The sequence below is a fragment of the Bradyrhizobium betae genome, assembly GCF_004123905.1.
GTDB classification, from domain to species: Bacteria; Pseudomonadota; Alphaproteobacteria; order Rhizobiales; family Xanthobacteraceae; genus Bradyrhizobium; species Bradyrhizobium betae_A.
The window spans coordinates 101,754-117,447 of record NZ_MZXW01000035.1; the positions used below are offsets into that span (position 1 = coordinate 101,754).

20 protein-coding genes are annotated in these 15,694 nt (G+C 64.4%); 9 read left to right on the top strand and 11 right to left on the bottom strand.

All coding sequences use genetic code 11. From position 1 onward, the window contains the following. Positions 1-280: 280 nt before the first annotated feature. The 3 genes from B5V03_RS25535 to B5V03_RS25545 form a co-directional block, all read right to left on the bottom strand. Positions 281-559, bottom strand: coding sequence for a hypothetical protein (locus B5V03_RS25535; protein WP_129273135.1), 279 nt, complete (start codon positions 557-559; stop codon positions 281-283). Between the two features lie 168 nt (positions 560-727). Further along, complete coding sequence (locus B5V03_RS25540; protein ID WP_129273136.1) at positions 728-1,714, bottom strand: SH3 domain-containing protein; 987 nt, start codon at positions 1,712-1,714, stop codon at positions 728-730. 150 nt (positions 1,715-1,864) lie between these two features. Beyond that, positions 1,865-3,787, bottom strand: a complete 1,923-nt coding sequence (locus B5V03_RS25545) for an FAD-binding monooxygenase (RefSeq protein ID WP_164988278.1) — start codon at positions 3,785-3,787, stop codon at positions 1,865-1,867. A gap of 102 nt (positions 3,788-3,889) precedes the next feature. On the opposite strand from B5V03_RS25545, the gene B5V03_RS25550 reads away from it, so the two are divergent. Further along, positions 3,890-4,348: a MarR family winged helix-turn-helix transcriptional regulator gene (locus B5V03_RS25550; RefSeq protein ID WP_129273138.1), complete on the top strand. Its 459-nt coding sequence runs from the start codon at positions 3,890-3,892 to the stop codon at positions 4,346-4,348. Between the two features lie 121 nt (positions 4,349-4,469). After that, the gene (locus B5V03_RS25555; RefSeq protein ID WP_129273139.1) at positions 4,470-4,901 is read left to right on the top strand and encodes a COG4315 family predicted lipoprotein; all 432 of its coding nucleotides are present in this window, start codon (positions 4,470-4,472) and stop codon (positions 4,899-4,901) included. A gap of 23 nt (positions 4,902-4,924) precedes the next feature. On the opposite strand, the gene B5V03_RS25560 is transcribed toward B5V03_RS25555, so the two are convergent. Beyond that, a complete protein-coding gene (locus tag B5V03_RS25560; protein ID WP_129273140.1) occupies positions 4,925-5,122 on the bottom strand; it encodes a hypothetical protein in 198 nt (65 codons plus the stop codon). A gap of 120 nt (positions 5,123-5,242) precedes the next feature. After that, positions 5,243-5,839: a L,D-transpeptidase gene (locus B5V03_RS25565; protein WP_164988333.1), complete on the bottom strand. Its 597-nt coding sequence runs from the start codon at positions 5,837-5,839 to the stop codon at positions 5,243-5,245. A gap of 342 nt (positions 5,840-6,181) precedes the next feature. Here B5V03_RS25565 and B5V03_RS25570 point away from each other — a divergent pair, with 342 nt between their 5' ends. Both B5V03_RS25570 and B5V03_RS25575 read left to right on the top strand, forming a co-directional pair. Further along, complete coding sequence (locus B5V03_RS25570) at positions 6,182-7,189, top strand: hypothetical protein (RefSeq protein WP_164988279.1); 1,008 nt, start codon at positions 6,182-6,184, stop codon at positions 7,187-7,189. A gap of 413 nt (positions 7,190-7,602) precedes the next feature. Then, the gene (locus B5V03_RS25575) at positions 7,603-7,833 is read left to right on the top strand and encodes a DUF6894 family protein (RefSeq protein WP_129273143.1); all 231 of its coding nucleotides are present in this window, start codon (positions 7,603-7,605) and stop codon (positions 7,831-7,833) included. A 1-nt stretch (position 7,834) separates the two neighbouring features. On the opposite strand, the gene B5V03_RS25580 is transcribed toward B5V03_RS25575, so the two are convergent. After that, positions 7,835-8,620 (bottom strand): SDR family NAD(P)-dependent oxidoreductase, encoded by a 786-nt coding sequence (locus B5V03_RS25580; protein ID WP_129273144.1) that lies wholly within the window; start codon positions 8,618-8,620, stop codon positions 7,835-7,837. 146 nt (positions 8,621-8,766) lie between these two features. Here B5V03_RS25580 and B5V03_RS25585 point away from each other — a divergent pair, with 146 nt between their 5' ends. Both B5V03_RS25585 and B5V03_RS25590 read left to right on the top strand, forming a co-directional pair. Then, on the top strand, positions 8,767-9,153 hold the full coding sequence (locus B5V03_RS25585) for a hypothetical protein (RefSeq protein ID WP_129273145.1): 387 nt from the start codon (positions 8,767-8,769) through the stop codon (positions 9,151-9,153). Positions 9,154-9,266: 113 nt separating this feature from the next. Further along, positions 9,267-9,518, top strand: a complete 252-nt coding sequence (locus B5V03_RS25590) for a hypothetical protein (RefSeq protein WP_129273146.1) — start codon at positions 9,267-9,269, stop codon at positions 9,516-9,518. A gap of 22 nt (positions 9,519-9,540) precedes the next feature. Here the strand turns inward: B5V03_RS25590 and B5V03_RS25595 are convergent, their stop codons facing one another. The 4 genes from B5V03_RS25595 to minC form a co-directional block, all read right to left on the bottom strand. Continuing rightward, a complete protein-coding gene (locus B5V03_RS25595; protein ID WP_129273147.1) occupies positions 9,541-9,726 on the bottom strand; it encodes a hypothetical protein in 186 nt (61 codons plus the stop codon). Between the two features lie 173 nt (positions 9,727-9,899). Continuing rightward, a complete protein-coding gene (minE, locus tag B5V03_RS25600; RefSeq protein ID WP_129273148.1) occupies positions 9,900-10,181 on the bottom strand; it encodes a cell division topological specificity factor MinE in 282 nt (93 codons plus the stop codon). After that, positions 10,178-10,993 carry a septum site-determining protein MinD gene (gene minD, locus B5V03_RS25605; protein ID WP_129273149.1) on the bottom strand — a complete coding sequence of 272 codons (816 nt, stop codon included), beginning with the start codon at positions 10,991-10,993 and terminating at the stop codon, positions 10,178-10,180. Before minD ends, minE begins: the two co-directional genes overlap by 4 nt. A gap of 19 nt (positions 10,994-11,012) precedes the next feature. Next, entirely contained in the window at positions 11,013-11,711 is a 699-nt protein-coding gene (gene minC / locus B5V03_RS25610; protein ID WP_129273150.1) for a septum site-determining protein MinC, read from the bottom strand. A 499-nt stretch (positions 11,712-12,210) separates the two neighbouring features. On the opposite strand from minC, the gene panB reads away from it, so the two are divergent. Beyond that, positions 12,211-13,032, top strand: coding sequence for a 3-methyl-2-oxobutanoate hydroxymethyltransferase (panB, locus tag B5V03_RS25615; protein ID WP_129273151.1), 822 nt, complete (start codon positions 12,211-12,213; stop codon positions 13,030-13,032). 39 nt (positions 13,033-13,071) lie between these two features. Here panB and B5V03_RS25620 read toward each other — a convergent pair whose 3' ends face one another. Continuing rightward, positions 13,072-14,076, bottom strand: coding sequence for an ABC transporter substrate-binding protein (locus tag B5V03_RS25620; protein WP_129273152.1), 1,005 nt, complete (start codon positions 14,074-14,076; stop codon positions 13,072-13,074). A gap of 101 nt (positions 14,077-14,177) precedes the next feature. Here B5V03_RS25620 and B5V03_RS25625 point away from each other — a divergent pair, with 101 nt between their 5' ends. Continuing rightward, positions 14,178-14,825: a TetR/AcrR family transcriptional regulator gene (locus B5V03_RS25625; RefSeq protein WP_129273153.1), complete on the top strand. Its 648-nt coding sequence runs from the start codon at positions 14,178-14,180 to the stop codon at positions 14,823-14,825. Positions 14,826-14,910: 85 nt separating this feature from the next. Continuing rightward, positions 14,911-15,681, top strand: coding sequence for an ABC transporter permease (locus tag B5V03_RS25630; RefSeq protein ID WP_129273154.1), 771 nt, complete (start codon positions 14,911-14,913; stop codon positions 15,679-15,681). The last annotated feature ends 13 nt before the right edge of the window (positions 15,682-15,694 follow it).

Here is a 15,694-nt window from a genome sequence, read left to right on the forward strand (position 1 = left end):
TTGGCGGCAATTCGCCGGGAGCGTGGCAATTTGGTGCCATCCACGATCGCGCCAGGGATCATGAATGCGATTCCGCTTGCCGCGGGCTTGCTTGGTGCAGGCCTGTCCGGCGCGATGTCGGCTGCCGCGCAGACCTATGATCCGCGCAATCCCGATAGCGCAGTGCGTGGCGACAGCGTCCGGGCAATCCGCCCAGTGCTGCGCCAATCCCTATGCCATGCAAAACCGCAAGCCGGGCCCGGGCCCATCGCCGCCGCGACGGAACCGCTAGCGCCCGCGCTTAGTGCACGCGGATGACGTGCGGGCGGCCGAGATCGATCAGTCCCTGCACCGCCGAGAGGCGGTCGTCGAGGGCAGCGATCGTCAGCAACAGATTGTTGCGGCGCTCATCGAGAAGACCCATCTCGGCGCCGGTGAGCTTGGTGCTCGCTCGCTGCTTGTGAATGGCATCAAGCGATTTGCGCAGTCCGGCAATCAGGCCGGACAGCTTTTTGGCCTCTGTGGTCATCGACCGCTTCGCGACATTATGGCGGCGCGTCTCCGCCTGACTCTGTCTCATCTCATCCTCCCGTGCCCCGCTGCCCCGAGTGGATGCTTACATCTTTGGATACACATCTTACGATCGATGAAATCTGCCCGCGAAGAACCGTCTTAAATTGTACGCGCAGGGAACCCGGGGCATCCATACAGAAAGCCCGGCGCGAGGGCCGGGCTTTCGTTGACAACGCTAATGCTTCTCGTGCCCGCCGCCGGGACCACCGGCCGGCGCACCACCACGCGGAGCAGCATTGATGTGCGGAGCACCGCCGCCGGGATGGGCCATCGCAGGTGCAGCCGCGCGCGGCGCCGGCATCTGCGCATGCGCATTCATCGGCGCGCCATGGCTGACGTTCGGCTGCGCCACATGCGGCATCGCAGGACGCGCGGCAGGTGCCGCCGAGACACGCGGCGCTTCATGCGCTCGTGCCATCGGTTGCGCGCGCGCCGTAGCCGCGCGGCTCGCCGCCGCATGGTCGTGCATCATGCGCGCCTGCGCATCGCGCGGATTATGGTTCTGCACAGCGATCCGTTCGTTCACGACGCGATCGTGCCGCCCGGCGCGCGTCCGGTCAGCCGCGACCGCTGCTTCCCGCTTGGCGATTGCGGCGTCGTGCCGTGCCGTTGCGGCGTCACGTCCGGAAATCGCGGCGCGGCCCCCGATGTTGTCCCTGGCATTCGCGCCGTTGCGTCCCAGCGCGATTGCAGCATCACGCGTCGCCGCGCGGCCGATACGGGCCGCATGCGGATCGATCGTCATCCGCGCCGCGACGTTCTGATGCGAGGTCCAGTAACTATTCCAGTAGGCGTGCCGCCGATACCAGGGCCGCGCCTCATAATAGCTCGACCAGTACGAGCTCAGCACGAAGGGCGCGACGGGCACGTCGATCTCGTCGATATAGTCGGGCAGATAGACGTAGTGATTGCGGTAGAGATATTCGAGATATTGCGACGACACCCAGCCGCGATCATCCGAGAAGCTCACGTCGCACCAGGCATTGCCGCGCAGGCAACCATGGATGTTGACGCGGGCGCCCTCGGGGATGCGATCGACCAGGGGAAAGCCCGAACCCGGCCCGGCACGCAGGCCGGTCGAGACGGTGACGATGCCCGGCGCGGCCAGCGCGGCCGTCGGGGCAAGCAGCAATGCGGCAACTAAAGCGGTTCTGAGCCTCATGGCGTATTCCTCCTCTTCGAGTCGGAACGCGCGGGCGGAACGAGCGTTCCGCGCACAGAGGTCGCATCCGCCGAAAGATCGAGATGCACGCCACCCGCGGTTCAATATTCATTTGCCGTTCATCGGCACAGCGCTGAGAACGGCAATCCGTCAGCTCACCGGTAACATGAACGCATCGAAGTACGACGCAAGCGCAGCAAAATCATCGAGCGGCAACACGGTTGCAACGTACTGGTCAGGCCGCACGACAACCATGCAGCCGGCCTTCCGGTCGATGCCGCGCATCGTGAAGACATCATGGCCGCTCTTGAAGTCCGGGCAGAACATTTTCTCGTAGTCGTACAAACCGTAGCGGCCTTTGCTTGGGAGCAGCATCGGCGGCGTCGCCTCGATGGCGAGATCGCGATGTTCCTGTTGAAACACCGCGCGCAGGTCGATCACGCCATCGATGTCGCCGCTTCTGGGCGTATATCGCCGGATCGGAGATTGCCGGGACTCGGCGAGGAAATTGCACAGAGCACGAATGGCCGAGCCCGACGCTGCGGGATTCTCAGCAGGCGAAAACGCGTAGATCCGGAAGCGTCCATCCGCCTGCCCGGCATGGCCGAGATGAACCGGCTTGGCGTCCCCAAGCCGGATGACCGGCGCGGAATGGAAGCGCGTCCCGATGACGAAGCCTTCGGCGAGATGCTGATGTGACGTCGCTCCCGTGAGAACCGACGGACGATAGTGCGTCGCCGTGCCCGCCGTGTAGCGCCCATGCTTGACGAAATAGTCCTGCGTCTTGGCGGCATCCGCACCACCAACTTTCGCTGCGGAAGCCAAAATCCCCGCCCACTCGCGATCGAAGTCGATCAGCTCCTTTGCAACGGCCTGCCGCTCGGCGGAGTAGGAATGCAGCAGAGTTGGCGCACTTTTCTTCTGCAGCACAGCGGCGAGCTTCCAGCCGAGATTGAAGGCGTCCTGCATCGAGACGTTCATGCCCTGCCCCGCCTTCGGGCTGTGGGTATGACAGGCATCGCCGGCGATGAAGATGCGCGGCAGGCGCGTATCGATCTCGGCCTCCGGCACGTCGTCGAACTTGTCGGTCAGACGCTGGCCGATCTCGTAGACCGACCACCAGCCGATCTCCTTCACCTCCAGCGTATGCGGTTTGAGGATCCGCTGTGCTTTCGCAATCACGTTCTCCGCGGTGATGTTGCGGCTGGCGACGCGCTCGCCGACGTCGAGTTTTGCGAGCTCGACATAGAGCCGGACCATGTAGCCGCCTTCGCGCGGAATGATCAGCAGGCTGCCGTCCTTCGCCGACTGGATCAGGCTCTTGAAGCGAATGTCCGGAAAATCGGTCACCGCCAGCACGTCCATCACGCCCCAGGCGTGGTTGGCGGAATCGCCATGCAGCTCGCGGCCGATCGATTTGCGCACGGTGCTGCGCGCGCCGTCGCAGCCGACGACATAGCGCGCCTTGATGGTCTCGACCTTGCCCTCATTGCCGGCATCGACGCGCTCGATACGCACGGTCACGGCGTGATCGGTAGCGCCCGCGGCCGGATCGACATGGAGGTCCAGCAGGCGGCGGCTGTAATGGGGCTCGAGCTTCGCCGGCGCCTTGCGCATGACGTCGAGAAAGCCGTCATGGATGCGCGCCTGGTTGAGGATGACGTGCGGGAATTCCGACAGCCCGTCCTCGACGTCCTGCACCCGGCCGCTGCGGATGATCTTCTCGGGCGTCCGCTCGTCCGGCTTCCAGAACGTCGTCTCGTTGACCCAACAGGCTTCCTTCAACACGCGCTCGCTGAAGCCGTAGGCGTGGAACATCTCCATGGTGCGACAGGCGATACCGTCGGCCTGCCCGACCAGCAAGCGGCTTGGCTTCTGCTCGACGATGCAGGTCTTGATATCAGGGAATTGCGCGAGCTGGGCCGCGAGCGTCAGGCCCGCAGGGCCGCAGCCGACGATGAGGACGTCGACCTCCGTGGGCACGGCGCCCGAAGCGCCGGAGGCCTGAATGCGTTCGGCAGGATCGGCGATTTCAGGGTCGCCCGGCTGAAATCCATTGAGATGGAATTGCATGAGCACCTCTCCCGTCAACGTCTTCTTCGATATTGCTCAGTATGCTGACTATCAGTATACTTGTCAATAATCGCGCCCCTCCCTGCTGCCGAGGAGAACTTCGTGAAAGACAACAGCGACATGCCCGGACATCTGGCGCGCCGGTTCCAGCAGATCGCGGTCGCGGTGTTCCTGGCCGAGGTTGGCGAAGCCGGATTCGATCTCACGCCGGTGCAATACGCAGCCCTTGCGACCATCAAGGCCAATCCGGGGCTCGACCAGGTGACGCTCGCAGGCCTGATCGCCTACGATCGTACCACCATCACCGGCGTGATCGACCGCCTGGTGCAGAAGGGGCTGGCGGAGCGGCGCGCCAGTAGCCGCGATCGGCGCGCACGCGAGCTCGAGATCACCGACGAGGGCCGGCGCACGCTGCGCAAGATCACGCCTGCGGTGGAATCGGCGCAGCGCATCATGCTGCAAGGCCTCAGCACTGGGGAAGGCGATGAGCTGATGCGGCTGTTGCGCAAGGCCATTGCCGCCGGCAACGAGCTCAGCCGCGCGCCTTTGCGCGAGGCCTAACCCCGTATTTCTATCAGTATGTTTCGCAGTGCCGCGAAACCTGGAACTAACCTTCGGCTGTTAGCCTCGGCAACATTCTGCGCTTAACGCGCGATTAACTTTGCCGATTCGGGAGTTTCGGATGCTCAGGTTCCACATCGCGGCCGCGGTCATCGTGCTCTCGGCAGTTCCTGCGCTCGCGAACGGACATGGCGGCGAAGCTGCTCCTGCGCCGAAGCCCGAGGCCACGACCGCACCGGCGAAGGTGGTCCTGACCAAGCAGGGCCCCAAGCTGGTCGATCTCAAGGGCATGACGCTCTACTATTATGAGCGCGACACCAACGGCAAGAGTTCGAACTGCAATGGCAAGTGCGCCGAAAGCTGGGTCCCGCTGACCGCAACGACCGACGCCAAGGCCGTCGGCGACTTCACCGTGATCAGCCGCAACGACGGCAGCAAGATGTGGGCCTACCGCTACCGCCCGCTCTACACCTCGCCCGCCGACAGGGCGCCGGGCGATGCCAACGGCAATGCGACGACGCTGCAATGGCGGATTGCCCGGCCCGAGGAGTGAGACCCGACCGGGACACGTTGCGCTCAGTGCCGTGGCGCGCTCATGACCTTTGGATGTGCTATGGCATCGACCGAGGCATAATTGACCTCCGGTGTCCAATGCAGCGCCATATACACGACCATTCCGGCCAGGATCGATCCATAAAAGCCGAGGGACGCCAGCCGCCACTTGCGGACGACCCCGCGGTCGCTTTCATTCAATTGAGCCAGAAATTTTTGCATGATGCCTCCAATGGCAACCGGCCATTGAGGCATAGCGCAAAACCAGCGCATCTCCTGTGAAGCAATTCACTCTTCAGGAATCGTCAGTCCTGCGCGCATTCACGCCAGGGTGAGCTCCTCTCACCCGCGCCAGTTCCTACCCGCCTCGACCTGTGCGTTCTGTCCGGGCGGCAGCACGACGACGGTCGAATTGAGCTTCACGCGGTCGTAGAGATCGATCACGTCCTCGTTGCGCATCCGGATGCAGCCCGACGAGATCGCCTGCCCGATATATTCGGGCTGGTTGGTGCCGTGGATGCGGTAGAGCGTGTCCTTGTTGCCGGTATAGAGATAGATGCCGCGCGCGCCCAGCGGATTGGCGGGACCACCGGCAACACGCGCCGGATAGGGTCCGAGCCGCGCCTGGATCTCCGCCGTCGGAACCCAGTCCGGCCATTCCGCGAGGCGACCGACCCGCGCCACGCCGGAGAAGGCCATGGCCTCCTCGCCGACCGCGACGCCGTAGCGGATCGCCTTGCCATCCGGCAGCACGAAATAGAGGTAGCGCGCGTCGGTATCGACCAGGATCGTGCCCGGCTGCTCCTTGCGCGGATAATCGACGATGTGACGGAGATATTGCTCGGGCACATTCGCCTGGGCGTAAGGCGTGTGCGAGAGCAACTGGCGATCGCGCGGCGTCATGCTCGCGTCGGTCGATGGCGAAAGCGTCGCCTGCATGCAACCGCCGAGCGGCAGCAAGGCTACGACGAACAAAGCAAGTAGAGATTTTGGCACCGCCGGCCCCCCAATAGCGGACAACAGCGCCCCCAGCATCGCCAGATGCTGCCCAAATCGTGCTGAAAACAAGGCAGGCTGGAACACGTCCCCGTGTTGGGCAGAACGGGTTCCATCACCACAAACGGCGGAGGAGCGTCGCATCATCTCCATCCCCTCGCCTTGCTTTCGTCAAACCCGGCTGGACTCGTGCGCCATCGGGCAAACCTCATTCAGATTTGGATGGGCCACCTCAACAGATCGGCTCGCGCCAATGCGGACGAACAAAGCTTCAAAGGAGCTGCGATGCTCGCGACGCTGAACCCCAGGCAAATCGTCGATGAGATCGTGAAGGACACGGTCAAGGACAACGATCCGCACGACGCGGTTCAGATCTCGCCGGAGATGGTGCTGGCCTCGCGCCCGATCGGCGTTGCGCCCGCGCTGGCGCCTGAGATCACGCCCCGTCCCGAACCCAGGATCAATCCGAAGTTCACGCCTGAGCCGGCGCGCGCGGAGCCCACAATCAATGTGGTCTACGAGAAGCCCGCTGCGGCAGCGCCACCGGTCGACACGGCCGTGCGCCTGACGGCGAGCGATGGTCACGGCCGGCCAAAACGATCCGCCGCCGGCAAATGGCTGCGCGGCGCGTTCGTCACGTTCCTGTTTGCGGGCGGCAGCGCGGCCGCCGCCATCGCCTGGGAGCAACACGGCGACAGGGCAAGGCAAATGCTTGCCGAATGGACGCCGGCATTGGCCTCGCTGCTGCCTTCGACGTCGCAGACAACTCCTGTCGCCGCCGCGCAGGCCGCCCCGCCCGCAGTCGAAGCGGCCACCGATCAGACGGCCGACCAATCTGCGACGCCGCCCGCGGCTCAGGCTGCGGCCGTGCCCGGAGCAACGCCGTCCGATCCAGCGCAGTCGGTGCAGTCGATGACACGCGATCTCGCCGCGATGGCGCAACAGATCGAAACGCTCAAGGCGAGCATCGCCGAGTTGAAGGCTGGACAGGAGCAGATGGCGCGCGAGATGGCGAAGCCCTCCGCGCCGAAGCCCGTGGCCGAGACGAGGCCGGTCGATCCGCGCGCTCGCGTGTCCGCGCTGCCGTCGCGTCCTGCACCGCCGCCGGTTCGCAAGCCCAGACCCGCCGTGTCGCAGACCTATATGCCGGCGTATCCGCCGACGCCGCTCGCGCCTCCGCCGCCGTCTTCGCAGGCCGCCACGGTCCCGCCGCCGGTCGCACCTGTTACGACGACACAGGCCGTTGCCGATGACGACGGACCCGTCGTGCGCCCGCCGATGCCGGTGCACTAGAGCTGCGTCAAAAGACCGGCATCGCGCGACAACGCGCGCGTTGCGTAAGCTGTCCGACTCGATGTGATGCGTTGAGTCCGGGCGACTACGGAGATCGATGCGTCGATCGTCGTCCATCAAGAGAAAAGGCCGTCGGGATCTATGCCGACGGCCTTCTCTTGCAGCTGCCGGTTCCCGGAGTCCGGTTCTGCTGCAATTCCATGCCTTATGATCGCGCCGACATATTTAATAAAATCTTAATGCGCCCGCGTGTTGCACATCATTTCTGCGCTATAGGCACAGAGATTGTGCGGCCCGTTCATTCGAAAATCAGAGACTCAGTGATATCATCCGGCATGTGTTGAAGACTTCCGTTGAAGGCTTCTCTTGAAGACTCCTCTTCAAGATTTGGGTCGTCACACCGGGGAATTCGGATGCCTTACTATTCCTTCGATCTCGTGGTTGGTGAAGAGTTCAAGAACCAGGGCGGAATCATCCTCGAAGACATCGAGGTCGCCTCCGATCGCGCCGTTCAACTGGCCACCGAGCTGTCGCAGGTGAAGCCGGAGTTACAGCAGAAAGGCTGCGCGGTGCGCGTCACCGACCGCGATCACAACGAGGTCTATCGCACGCCGCTCGATCCCGTGCCGGCCTGGCAGCGCTAAGCTATTCGTCCAAGACAGGCGCTTCGAACCAGTTTGTCAGCGACAGCCCGCCGTCGACGACGAAGGCCGCGCCGGTGACGTAAGCCGAGAGCTTGTTCGAGAGCACCGTGAGCGCCATCGGGGCGAGGTCATCAGCCGCGCCGAGACGCCCGAGCGGAATGTGTTTTGCGAGCGAAGCATCCGCGACGAATCCGCCGGCCGCGATCGCACCCGGCACCAGCGCGTTGACGCGGATGTCGTAACGCCCAAAGCTCTTCGCGAGCTCCTTCACCAGCATCGCCATCCCCGCCTTCGCCGTCGAATAATGCGGCAGGTTGCGCGGCGTGCCCGCATGCAGCGAGGTGAGGAACAGGAACGAGCCGGGCCGCTTCGCCGCGATCAGCCGTTTTGCGAGCTCGCGCGCCAGATGAAAGCCGGCATCGAGGTTGACGGCGTGCATCTCCTGCCAGGTCCTGCGATCGACCGCGAGCGCGTGATCGGCCTCGCGCCGCGGCGGCGAGGCGCTGTGGACGAAATGCGAGACCTCGCCGAGCGCGGCATGTGCGGCGGCCAGCAGCGCGTCGCAGGCGTCCAGCGTGGCGAGATCGCCGACCCAGGGCACCGCCAATTCGGGCCTGCTGCTCGCGGCAATCGCGGCAGTCACCCGTTCCGCGCTGATATCGGCGAACACCGTCCGGACGCCCTCGCCGACCAGAGCCTGCGCGATCGCACGGCCGATGCCGTTGCCGGCGCCGGTGACGAGCGCTGTGTCTCTGACGGGATCGAACGGCGTGCTGAACAGGCTCATGTCGCGCTCCGGGTCCGGGAGCCGCCAATTTAGCGCACCGCAGCAGGGTGCGACAATTGCGGCACGGCACCATTGCGGAGCGGCGCGCCGAACGCTAGCCTTGCAAAAAACTAGCCTTGCAAAAAAATCGAGGAGGATACCCAGGAATGCGCACCGGTTTTCTGATGGCCAGCCTGTTGCTGATCGCGGCCCCAGCCCAGGCGGCTGACGACCATCCGCGTTCGACCTATGTGACCATGGTCTTGCAGGCCTTCGCCGCCAAAGTCGAATGCCCGGGCACCGATGTCGTCTACCAGGATCTGGTGCAGAGGGCGCAGCAGATGCAGCTGCCCGACGGCACCACCGAGCAGGTGCGCAAGGCGATTGCCTGGATGCATACCGGCGGCAAGATGGGCGAGAAGCAGGCCGACGACATCATGGCGGAGGTCGCCGTCGCGACCCAGATGACCGATCTCGACCAACGCCGGCTCGGCATGAGCAATTGGTGCGAGAAACAGAAGACCGCCGGCCTGATCCGCAGCAAGGGCGGCTAGCGAGCCGATTTTCGCAACGTTAAGCACGCGACGGCGGAAGCGCCGTCGTGGCTAACAATTGTCACAATTTTTGCCAGCATGCGGGCCTCTTCGAAATCGAAAAGGAGGACCTCATGCGGATCATCCATGTCGTTTTCGCCGGCGCATTCGCAGCCGCTATGGCGCTGACCGCCCCGGCATTGGCAAAGAATTCCGACGCCCAGAGGAGCGAGGACAAATCGACCTCGTTGTCATCGTGTAGTGCCTATCAGCAGGCACCGGACGGCTCATGGGAACCACTTCCCTGCAAGGAGACGGGCGAGCGTGGCCAGCCGCAGGCGCGGAATAGCAGTTCCCAGCAAGCCGTCGATCGCAGGCAGCGCTAAGCGCCCTCGGGCTCCGCAGGTGTCAGCTATGATGCGGCCCGCGCATGATCTTCATGGCGTCCTCGATGTGACGCCATTCCCTGGCCTCATCGGCCTCGCCGCGGCCCTCGCAGGCCTGGGCCTGCTCGGCGGCCTTCGCAATTGCAGCGAAGCCGTGCTTTTCGAGCATCTGCCGCGCAACGGTATGGACCTGGACCTCGGACATCATGGGCGCTCTCCCGATTGAAGGAAACCGCGGCGCCCGGCTCGGCGCTCCGCGGGTCCAGGATAACGGCCTGACCGCTTGTGCCGTTCCGCTGGTCAAACGACAAGGGCGGCCCGCTATGCCCAGCGGACCGCCCTATCACCCACCCCAATATGGGCCGTCGTCAGTCGCGTCCCCTACGCGACCGCCGCCTTCTTGCGCTCGAAATCGTTGGGCACCTCGATATCGACCTCGAGGGTTGAGACCTCGTCGCCGCGCTCGAGCCGCACGATGACTTTTGTCGGGTCCAGCGTCACGTGCCTGGACACGACGGCCAAAATTTCCTCACGCAGCACACCGAGCAGATCGGGCTGGCCGCGCATTCCGCGTTCATGGGCAAGCAGGATCTGCAACCGCTCACGAGCGACCGGTGCAGAGGGCTTTTTGCCGCGGAGAAGCCGAAGCAGACCCATGCTCATGCGGCCCTCCGTCGTAGCAGACGATCCATGAAACCCTTGCGCTCGGTCGGCACCTGCATCGGCACGGTGTCGCCGCACAGCCGCCGCGCCGCGTCGATATAGGCCCGCGCGGGTGCGCCGTCCGCGTTCGACAGCGTCACTGGCGTGCCGACGTTGGAAGCCTTCAACACGTCCTGGCTCTCGGGGATGATGCCGAGCAAGGGCGTGGCAAGGATTTCGAGGATGTCGTCGATGGTCAGCATTTCGCCGCGCGCGGCGCGCGAGGCATCGTAGCGGGTGATGAGAATGTGCTTCTCGACGCGCTCGCCCTTCTCGGCCCGCACCGTCTTGGAATCGAGCATGCCGATGATGCGGTCGGAATCGCGCACCGAGGACACCTCCGGATTGGTGACGATGACGGCCTCATCGGCAAAGCGCATCGCCATGGAGGCGCCGCGCTCGATGCCGGCCGGGCTGTCGCAGATCACCCAGTCGAAACGGCTGCGCAGATCATCGATGACCTTGCCGACGCCCTCTTCCGTCAGCGCGTCCTTGTCGCGGGTTTGCGAAGCCGGCAGCAGCCAGAGGTTCTCAAGCCGCTTGTCCTTGATCAGCGCCTGCGGGAGTTTTGCGACGCCCTGCACCACGTTGATGAGGTCGAACACGACGCGGCGTTCGGCGCCCATCACGAGGTCGAGGTTGCGCAAGCCGACATCGAAATCGACGACGACAACCTTCTCGCCGCGTTGCGCCAGCGCAGCGCCCAGCGCGGCGGTCGTCGTGGTCTTGCCGACGCCGCCCTTGCCTGATGTCACGACCAGTACCTTGGCCATCTCAAAAATCTCCTTCTGGTCAGTTCAGTGCTGTAATTCGCATGGTATTCCCCTGCAGCCAGGCCTGCGCCGGCTTGCCGCGCAAGGCCGCGTCGATGTCGTCCGCAGTCTGGTAAAACCCATCGATTGCAAGCAGTTCGGCCTCGATCTTCTGGCAGTAGATACGCGCGCTGGTGTGACCGTTCACGCCCGCCATGGCGCGGCCGCGGAGCGCGCCGTAGATGTGGATGGAACCACCGGCGACGACCTCCGCGCCGGAGCCGACCGAACCCAGAATGGTGACGTCGCCTTCCGGGAAGATCACGGTCTGGCCGGAGCGCACGGGGGTCTCCAGCAACAGCGAGGTCGGCTTGGTCTCGGCCTTCGCCTCCGCCTTCTTCGGCGCGGTCGGCTCGATCACGCAGCTCCGCCCGCCCGAGAGCACCGGCGGCATGGAGGGCGTCAACCGGCCCTCCTCCACGCCCTCGATGCCGAGCACGCGGATGTTGCGATCCTGAAGGCTGGTGAGCAGATGGCCGATGCCGGACTGGCTGAGGTCGACCGAGGACAGGTCGATCACCACGGGCCGGCCGGCGAAGAAACCCGGCGAGCGGGCGATGGTGGTGTCGATTTCCTGGAGCCAGTCCTGGATCGGAACCGTCGGCACGAACACGAAGGCCACATAGGAGCGCCCGCGCAGGCGCACCATTTGGCGTTGGACTTTTGCTGCAGCCTCCATGGCGGCCGACTCGTTCCCTGTTATTGAATGGTTAACGATGCCGCCGATATGGTTAATGGCCGGTTAATTTCTCCGTGGGGATACGTGGGGTGGGGGCGGGTCTCAAGCAGGGCGCCAATCTCACCCCGTCATCCTGAGGTGCGAGGCATGGGACGCAACGCGTCCCATGGGGAGCCTCGAAGGATGCGCGGCCGAGCAGCGAGCCGCGCGGAAGGAGCCGGGCCGTCGCCCTTCGAGGGCCGCTGAAGAAGCGGCCACCTCAGGGTGACGGTGATAGATTGGCGCGCCGCTCTGTCTACGTCGTCATTACGAGCGCAGCGAAGCAATCCAGACTGCCTCCGTGGAAAGACTCTGGATTGCTTCGCTGCGCTCGCAATGACGGCGCAGAGCCTGCGTGCCCCCGCCCCTCACCTCTCGCGCCGTCCATCGTGATCACAGGCGCGATTGACACGATCGTGGCATCTGGCTTCGATCCCGCCCCTCGCTGAAGGAGCCGATCATGTCAGTTCAGTCCGCCATCAGACGCAAGACCGCGCCGGATATCCGTGCACGCAAGCGGGGCGAACCGATCGTCATGCTGACCTCCTATCACGCGCATACGGCAGCGCTGGTGGATCGGCATTGCGATGTCATTCTGGTCGGCGATTCCCTTGGCAACGTGATGCACGGCTTCGAGACGACGGTGCCTGTGACGCTCGAGATGATGATCCTCCAGGGCGCGGCCGTGATGCGTGGCTCGAAGCAGGCACTGGTCGTCGTCGACATGCCGTTCGGATCGTATGAAGCCTCCAGAGAGCAGGCGTTCAACTCCGCCGTGCGGATCATGAAGGAGACACAATGCGGCGCCGTGAAGCTGGAAGGCGGCGTCCGCATGGCGGAGACGATTGCGTTCCTGTCCGGACGCGGCATTCCGGTGATGGGCCATATCGGCCTGACGCCGCAATCCATCAACACGCTCGGCTCGTTTCGTGCCCAAGGGCGCAACGAGGTTGACTGGGGCCCCATCGAGGACGATGCGAAGGCCGTCGCCGATGCCGGTGCATTCTCGGTCGTCGTCGAAGCCGTGGCCGAACCATTGGCGCGCAAGATTACGGAGACGATTGCGATCCCCACCATTGGCATCGGTGCGAGCGCGGCCTGCGACGGCCAGGTGCTCGTGCTCGAGGATATGCTCGGGCTGTCGCCGCGAACCCCGAAATTCGTCCGGCGGTACGGCAATCTCGGTCCGGCCATGGAGGCCGCGATCGAAAGCTATGCCGCCGACGTGCGGTCGCGCGCCTTTCCCGGGCCTGAACACGTCTACGACATGAAGAAAAGCTGATGACGCGCGGCCGCAGTCAGGCCGTACCCGCCCGCGCTCCTATTTCTTCACCTTGCTCGCATCCATCTTGATGCCGGGATCCAGCATCTTCGTCGTGAATGCCGTGCTGACGTCGAACGGCTTCTCCATGCCGAGATAGGTCTGGACCAGCTCATAGTCCTTCTTCATCCGCTCGCCGTCGATCCAGCCGAGACCATTGGTCGTCGTGAACTCGTCCGTCATCAGGAACTTGATGCGCTCCCACTGGCGCTCCTGGTTCGCCTGGTCGAGGCCGGAGACCTGGTCGAGCAGCGCCTTCAGACAGGGCGTGACGTCGGCGACGCAGGCCGCGAAGGCCTTCTGCGTGACGCGGACAAAGTCCTCGGCCACCTTCGGGTTCTTCTGGAGATAGGCGCCGTTGACGATCAGCGAGTTGCCGTAAGGGTTGAGCCCGATGTCCTTCCAGTTGACGTAGCCGAGGTCCTGCCCGAACTCGATCACCTTCAAATCGTGCTCGTTGTAGAAGTCGCTGATGATGTCGACGGTGTGGCTCTTCAGCGCCGCGATCTTCGCGGTCGGCCCGACATTGACGAAGCCGACCGCATCGGGCGCAAGGCCTGCGGCTTTGGCGAAGGCCGGCCACATCACGCGCGAGGCGTCGCCCGGCGGATTGCCGATCTTGTGCCCGGCAAAATCCTTCACCCCGTTCACGCCGTAGCTCTTCAGCCAGTAGAAGGTCTGGCCGGTGTTGGCGTAGACGCTCATCACCGCAACCGTGTCGGCACCTTTGCTCTTGGCCACCAGCATGGTGGCAAGGTCGGCGACGCCGAACGGCGAACCGCCCGAGCCGACCTTGGCGGCCGAGACGCCCGAGCCCTTGCCGGTCTCGATGGTGAGGTCGATGCCCGCCTTCTCGTACCAGCCTAGCGCCTTGGCGTAGTAGTAAGGCGAGTGGTCCGCCGTCGGCGTCCAGTTCAGGATGAGATTGACCGCCTCGCCCGCGCCTGCCGGCGCTGCCGGCAAACCGAGCACCAGCGCCACCAACGCCGCCTGCAAATGCTTCATCGCATCTCTCCTCATTGCCCGCGACCCGGCTTGTCGCTCTCCCCGTGTGAGGATACCAATGCAACAAGCCCGCCCTCCACTTGTCAACTGTTTGGTTGGAAATGCCTGCAAAACGATCTGGCGACACCGTGCCGCAGCGGCGCGATCCCATCGCCACCCGCAAGAAGCTGCTCACCGCAGCACGCCAGGAGTTCGCCCGGCACGGCTTTGCGGGCGCCCGCGTCGACGAGATCGCCGAGCGCGCCGGTGTCAACAAGCAGCTGGTCTATCACTACTTTGGCGACAAGGACGCGCTGTACCTTGCCGTGCTCGAGTGGGTCTATGAGGACATCCGCGAGCAGGAGCGCAAGCTCAATCTCGAAGGCCTGCCGCCGGACAAGGCGATCCGCCGGCTGATCGAGGCCTCGTTCGACCACCTCGCCGCAAACCCTGATTTCATCGTGCTTCTGAACGACGAGAACCGCGGCGGCGCCCGCCACGTCCGCGGCTCGACGCGGCTGGAGGCGATGCATTCGCCGCTGGTCAAGAGCGTCTCCCACATCCTGCATGAAGGCGTGCGCAGCGGCATGTTCCGCAAGGGGATCGATCCCATCCAGCTCTATATCTCCATTGCGGGGCTGAGCTATTTCTTCTTCTCGAACACGCCGACGCTGTCGGCGATCTTCGGCAAGGACCTGTCGAGCCGCGCCCAGCGCCGCTCCCGCCGCCGCCATGTCGTCGATCTCGTGCTGCAGTCGCTCCGGCCATAATCAACCAACTGGTTGAAACTTGACCCGAGGCCGGTTAGGCTTACCGTTGTGGCCAGCGAGGCCGCGGACAAAAGGGAGCAGACGGGTGGCAGCCGACGGAGCAAGCCCGGCACGCAGCTTTGCGATCATCCTGATCGTGCATCTCGTCGTGCTCGTGCTCTGGCAGGTCCTGGTCGACGCCTTCCACGTGCCGAAATTCATCCTGCCCTCCCCGCTCGCGACGGTGCAGACGCTGGGCACCGCGAACTATGCCTGGGGCGCCAACGCGCTGGTCACCGCAATCGAGATCCTCGGTGGCTTTGCGCTCGGCGCCTTCGTCGGGGTCGCGCTCGCCGTCATCTTCAGCTGGGCGCCGCTGCTGAGCATGGCGCTGCTGCCGCTGTTCGTGACGCTGAACATGATCCCGAAGGTCGCGCTCGGCCCGCTCCTCATCGTCTGGTTCTCCTACGGCATCGTTCCGAACATTTTGATCGCCTTCAGTATCTGCTTCTTCCCGATCCTGCTCACCACCGCGCGGGGACTGCGCGAGGTCGAGCCTGATCTGCTGGACCTCGTCAAATCGCTGCGCGGCTCGCGCTGGACGCTGTTCCGCAAGATCCAGCTGCCGGGATCGCTGCCTTATGTGTTCTCCGGCATGAAAGTCGGCGCCATCCTCGCGGTCGCCGGCGCCATCGTCGGCGAGTTCATCGCCTCCGAGCGCGGGCTCGGCTACCTCATGATCCAGGTGCAGTCCTCGCTCGACACGCCCGCGATGGTGATGGCGGTCGTCCTGCTGACGCTGCTGGGCGTTGCTCTCTACGGCCTGGTGCTCGTCCTCGAACGCATGTTCGTGGTCGGCGACGCCAGGCAAGCCTAACGAAGGACCGAAC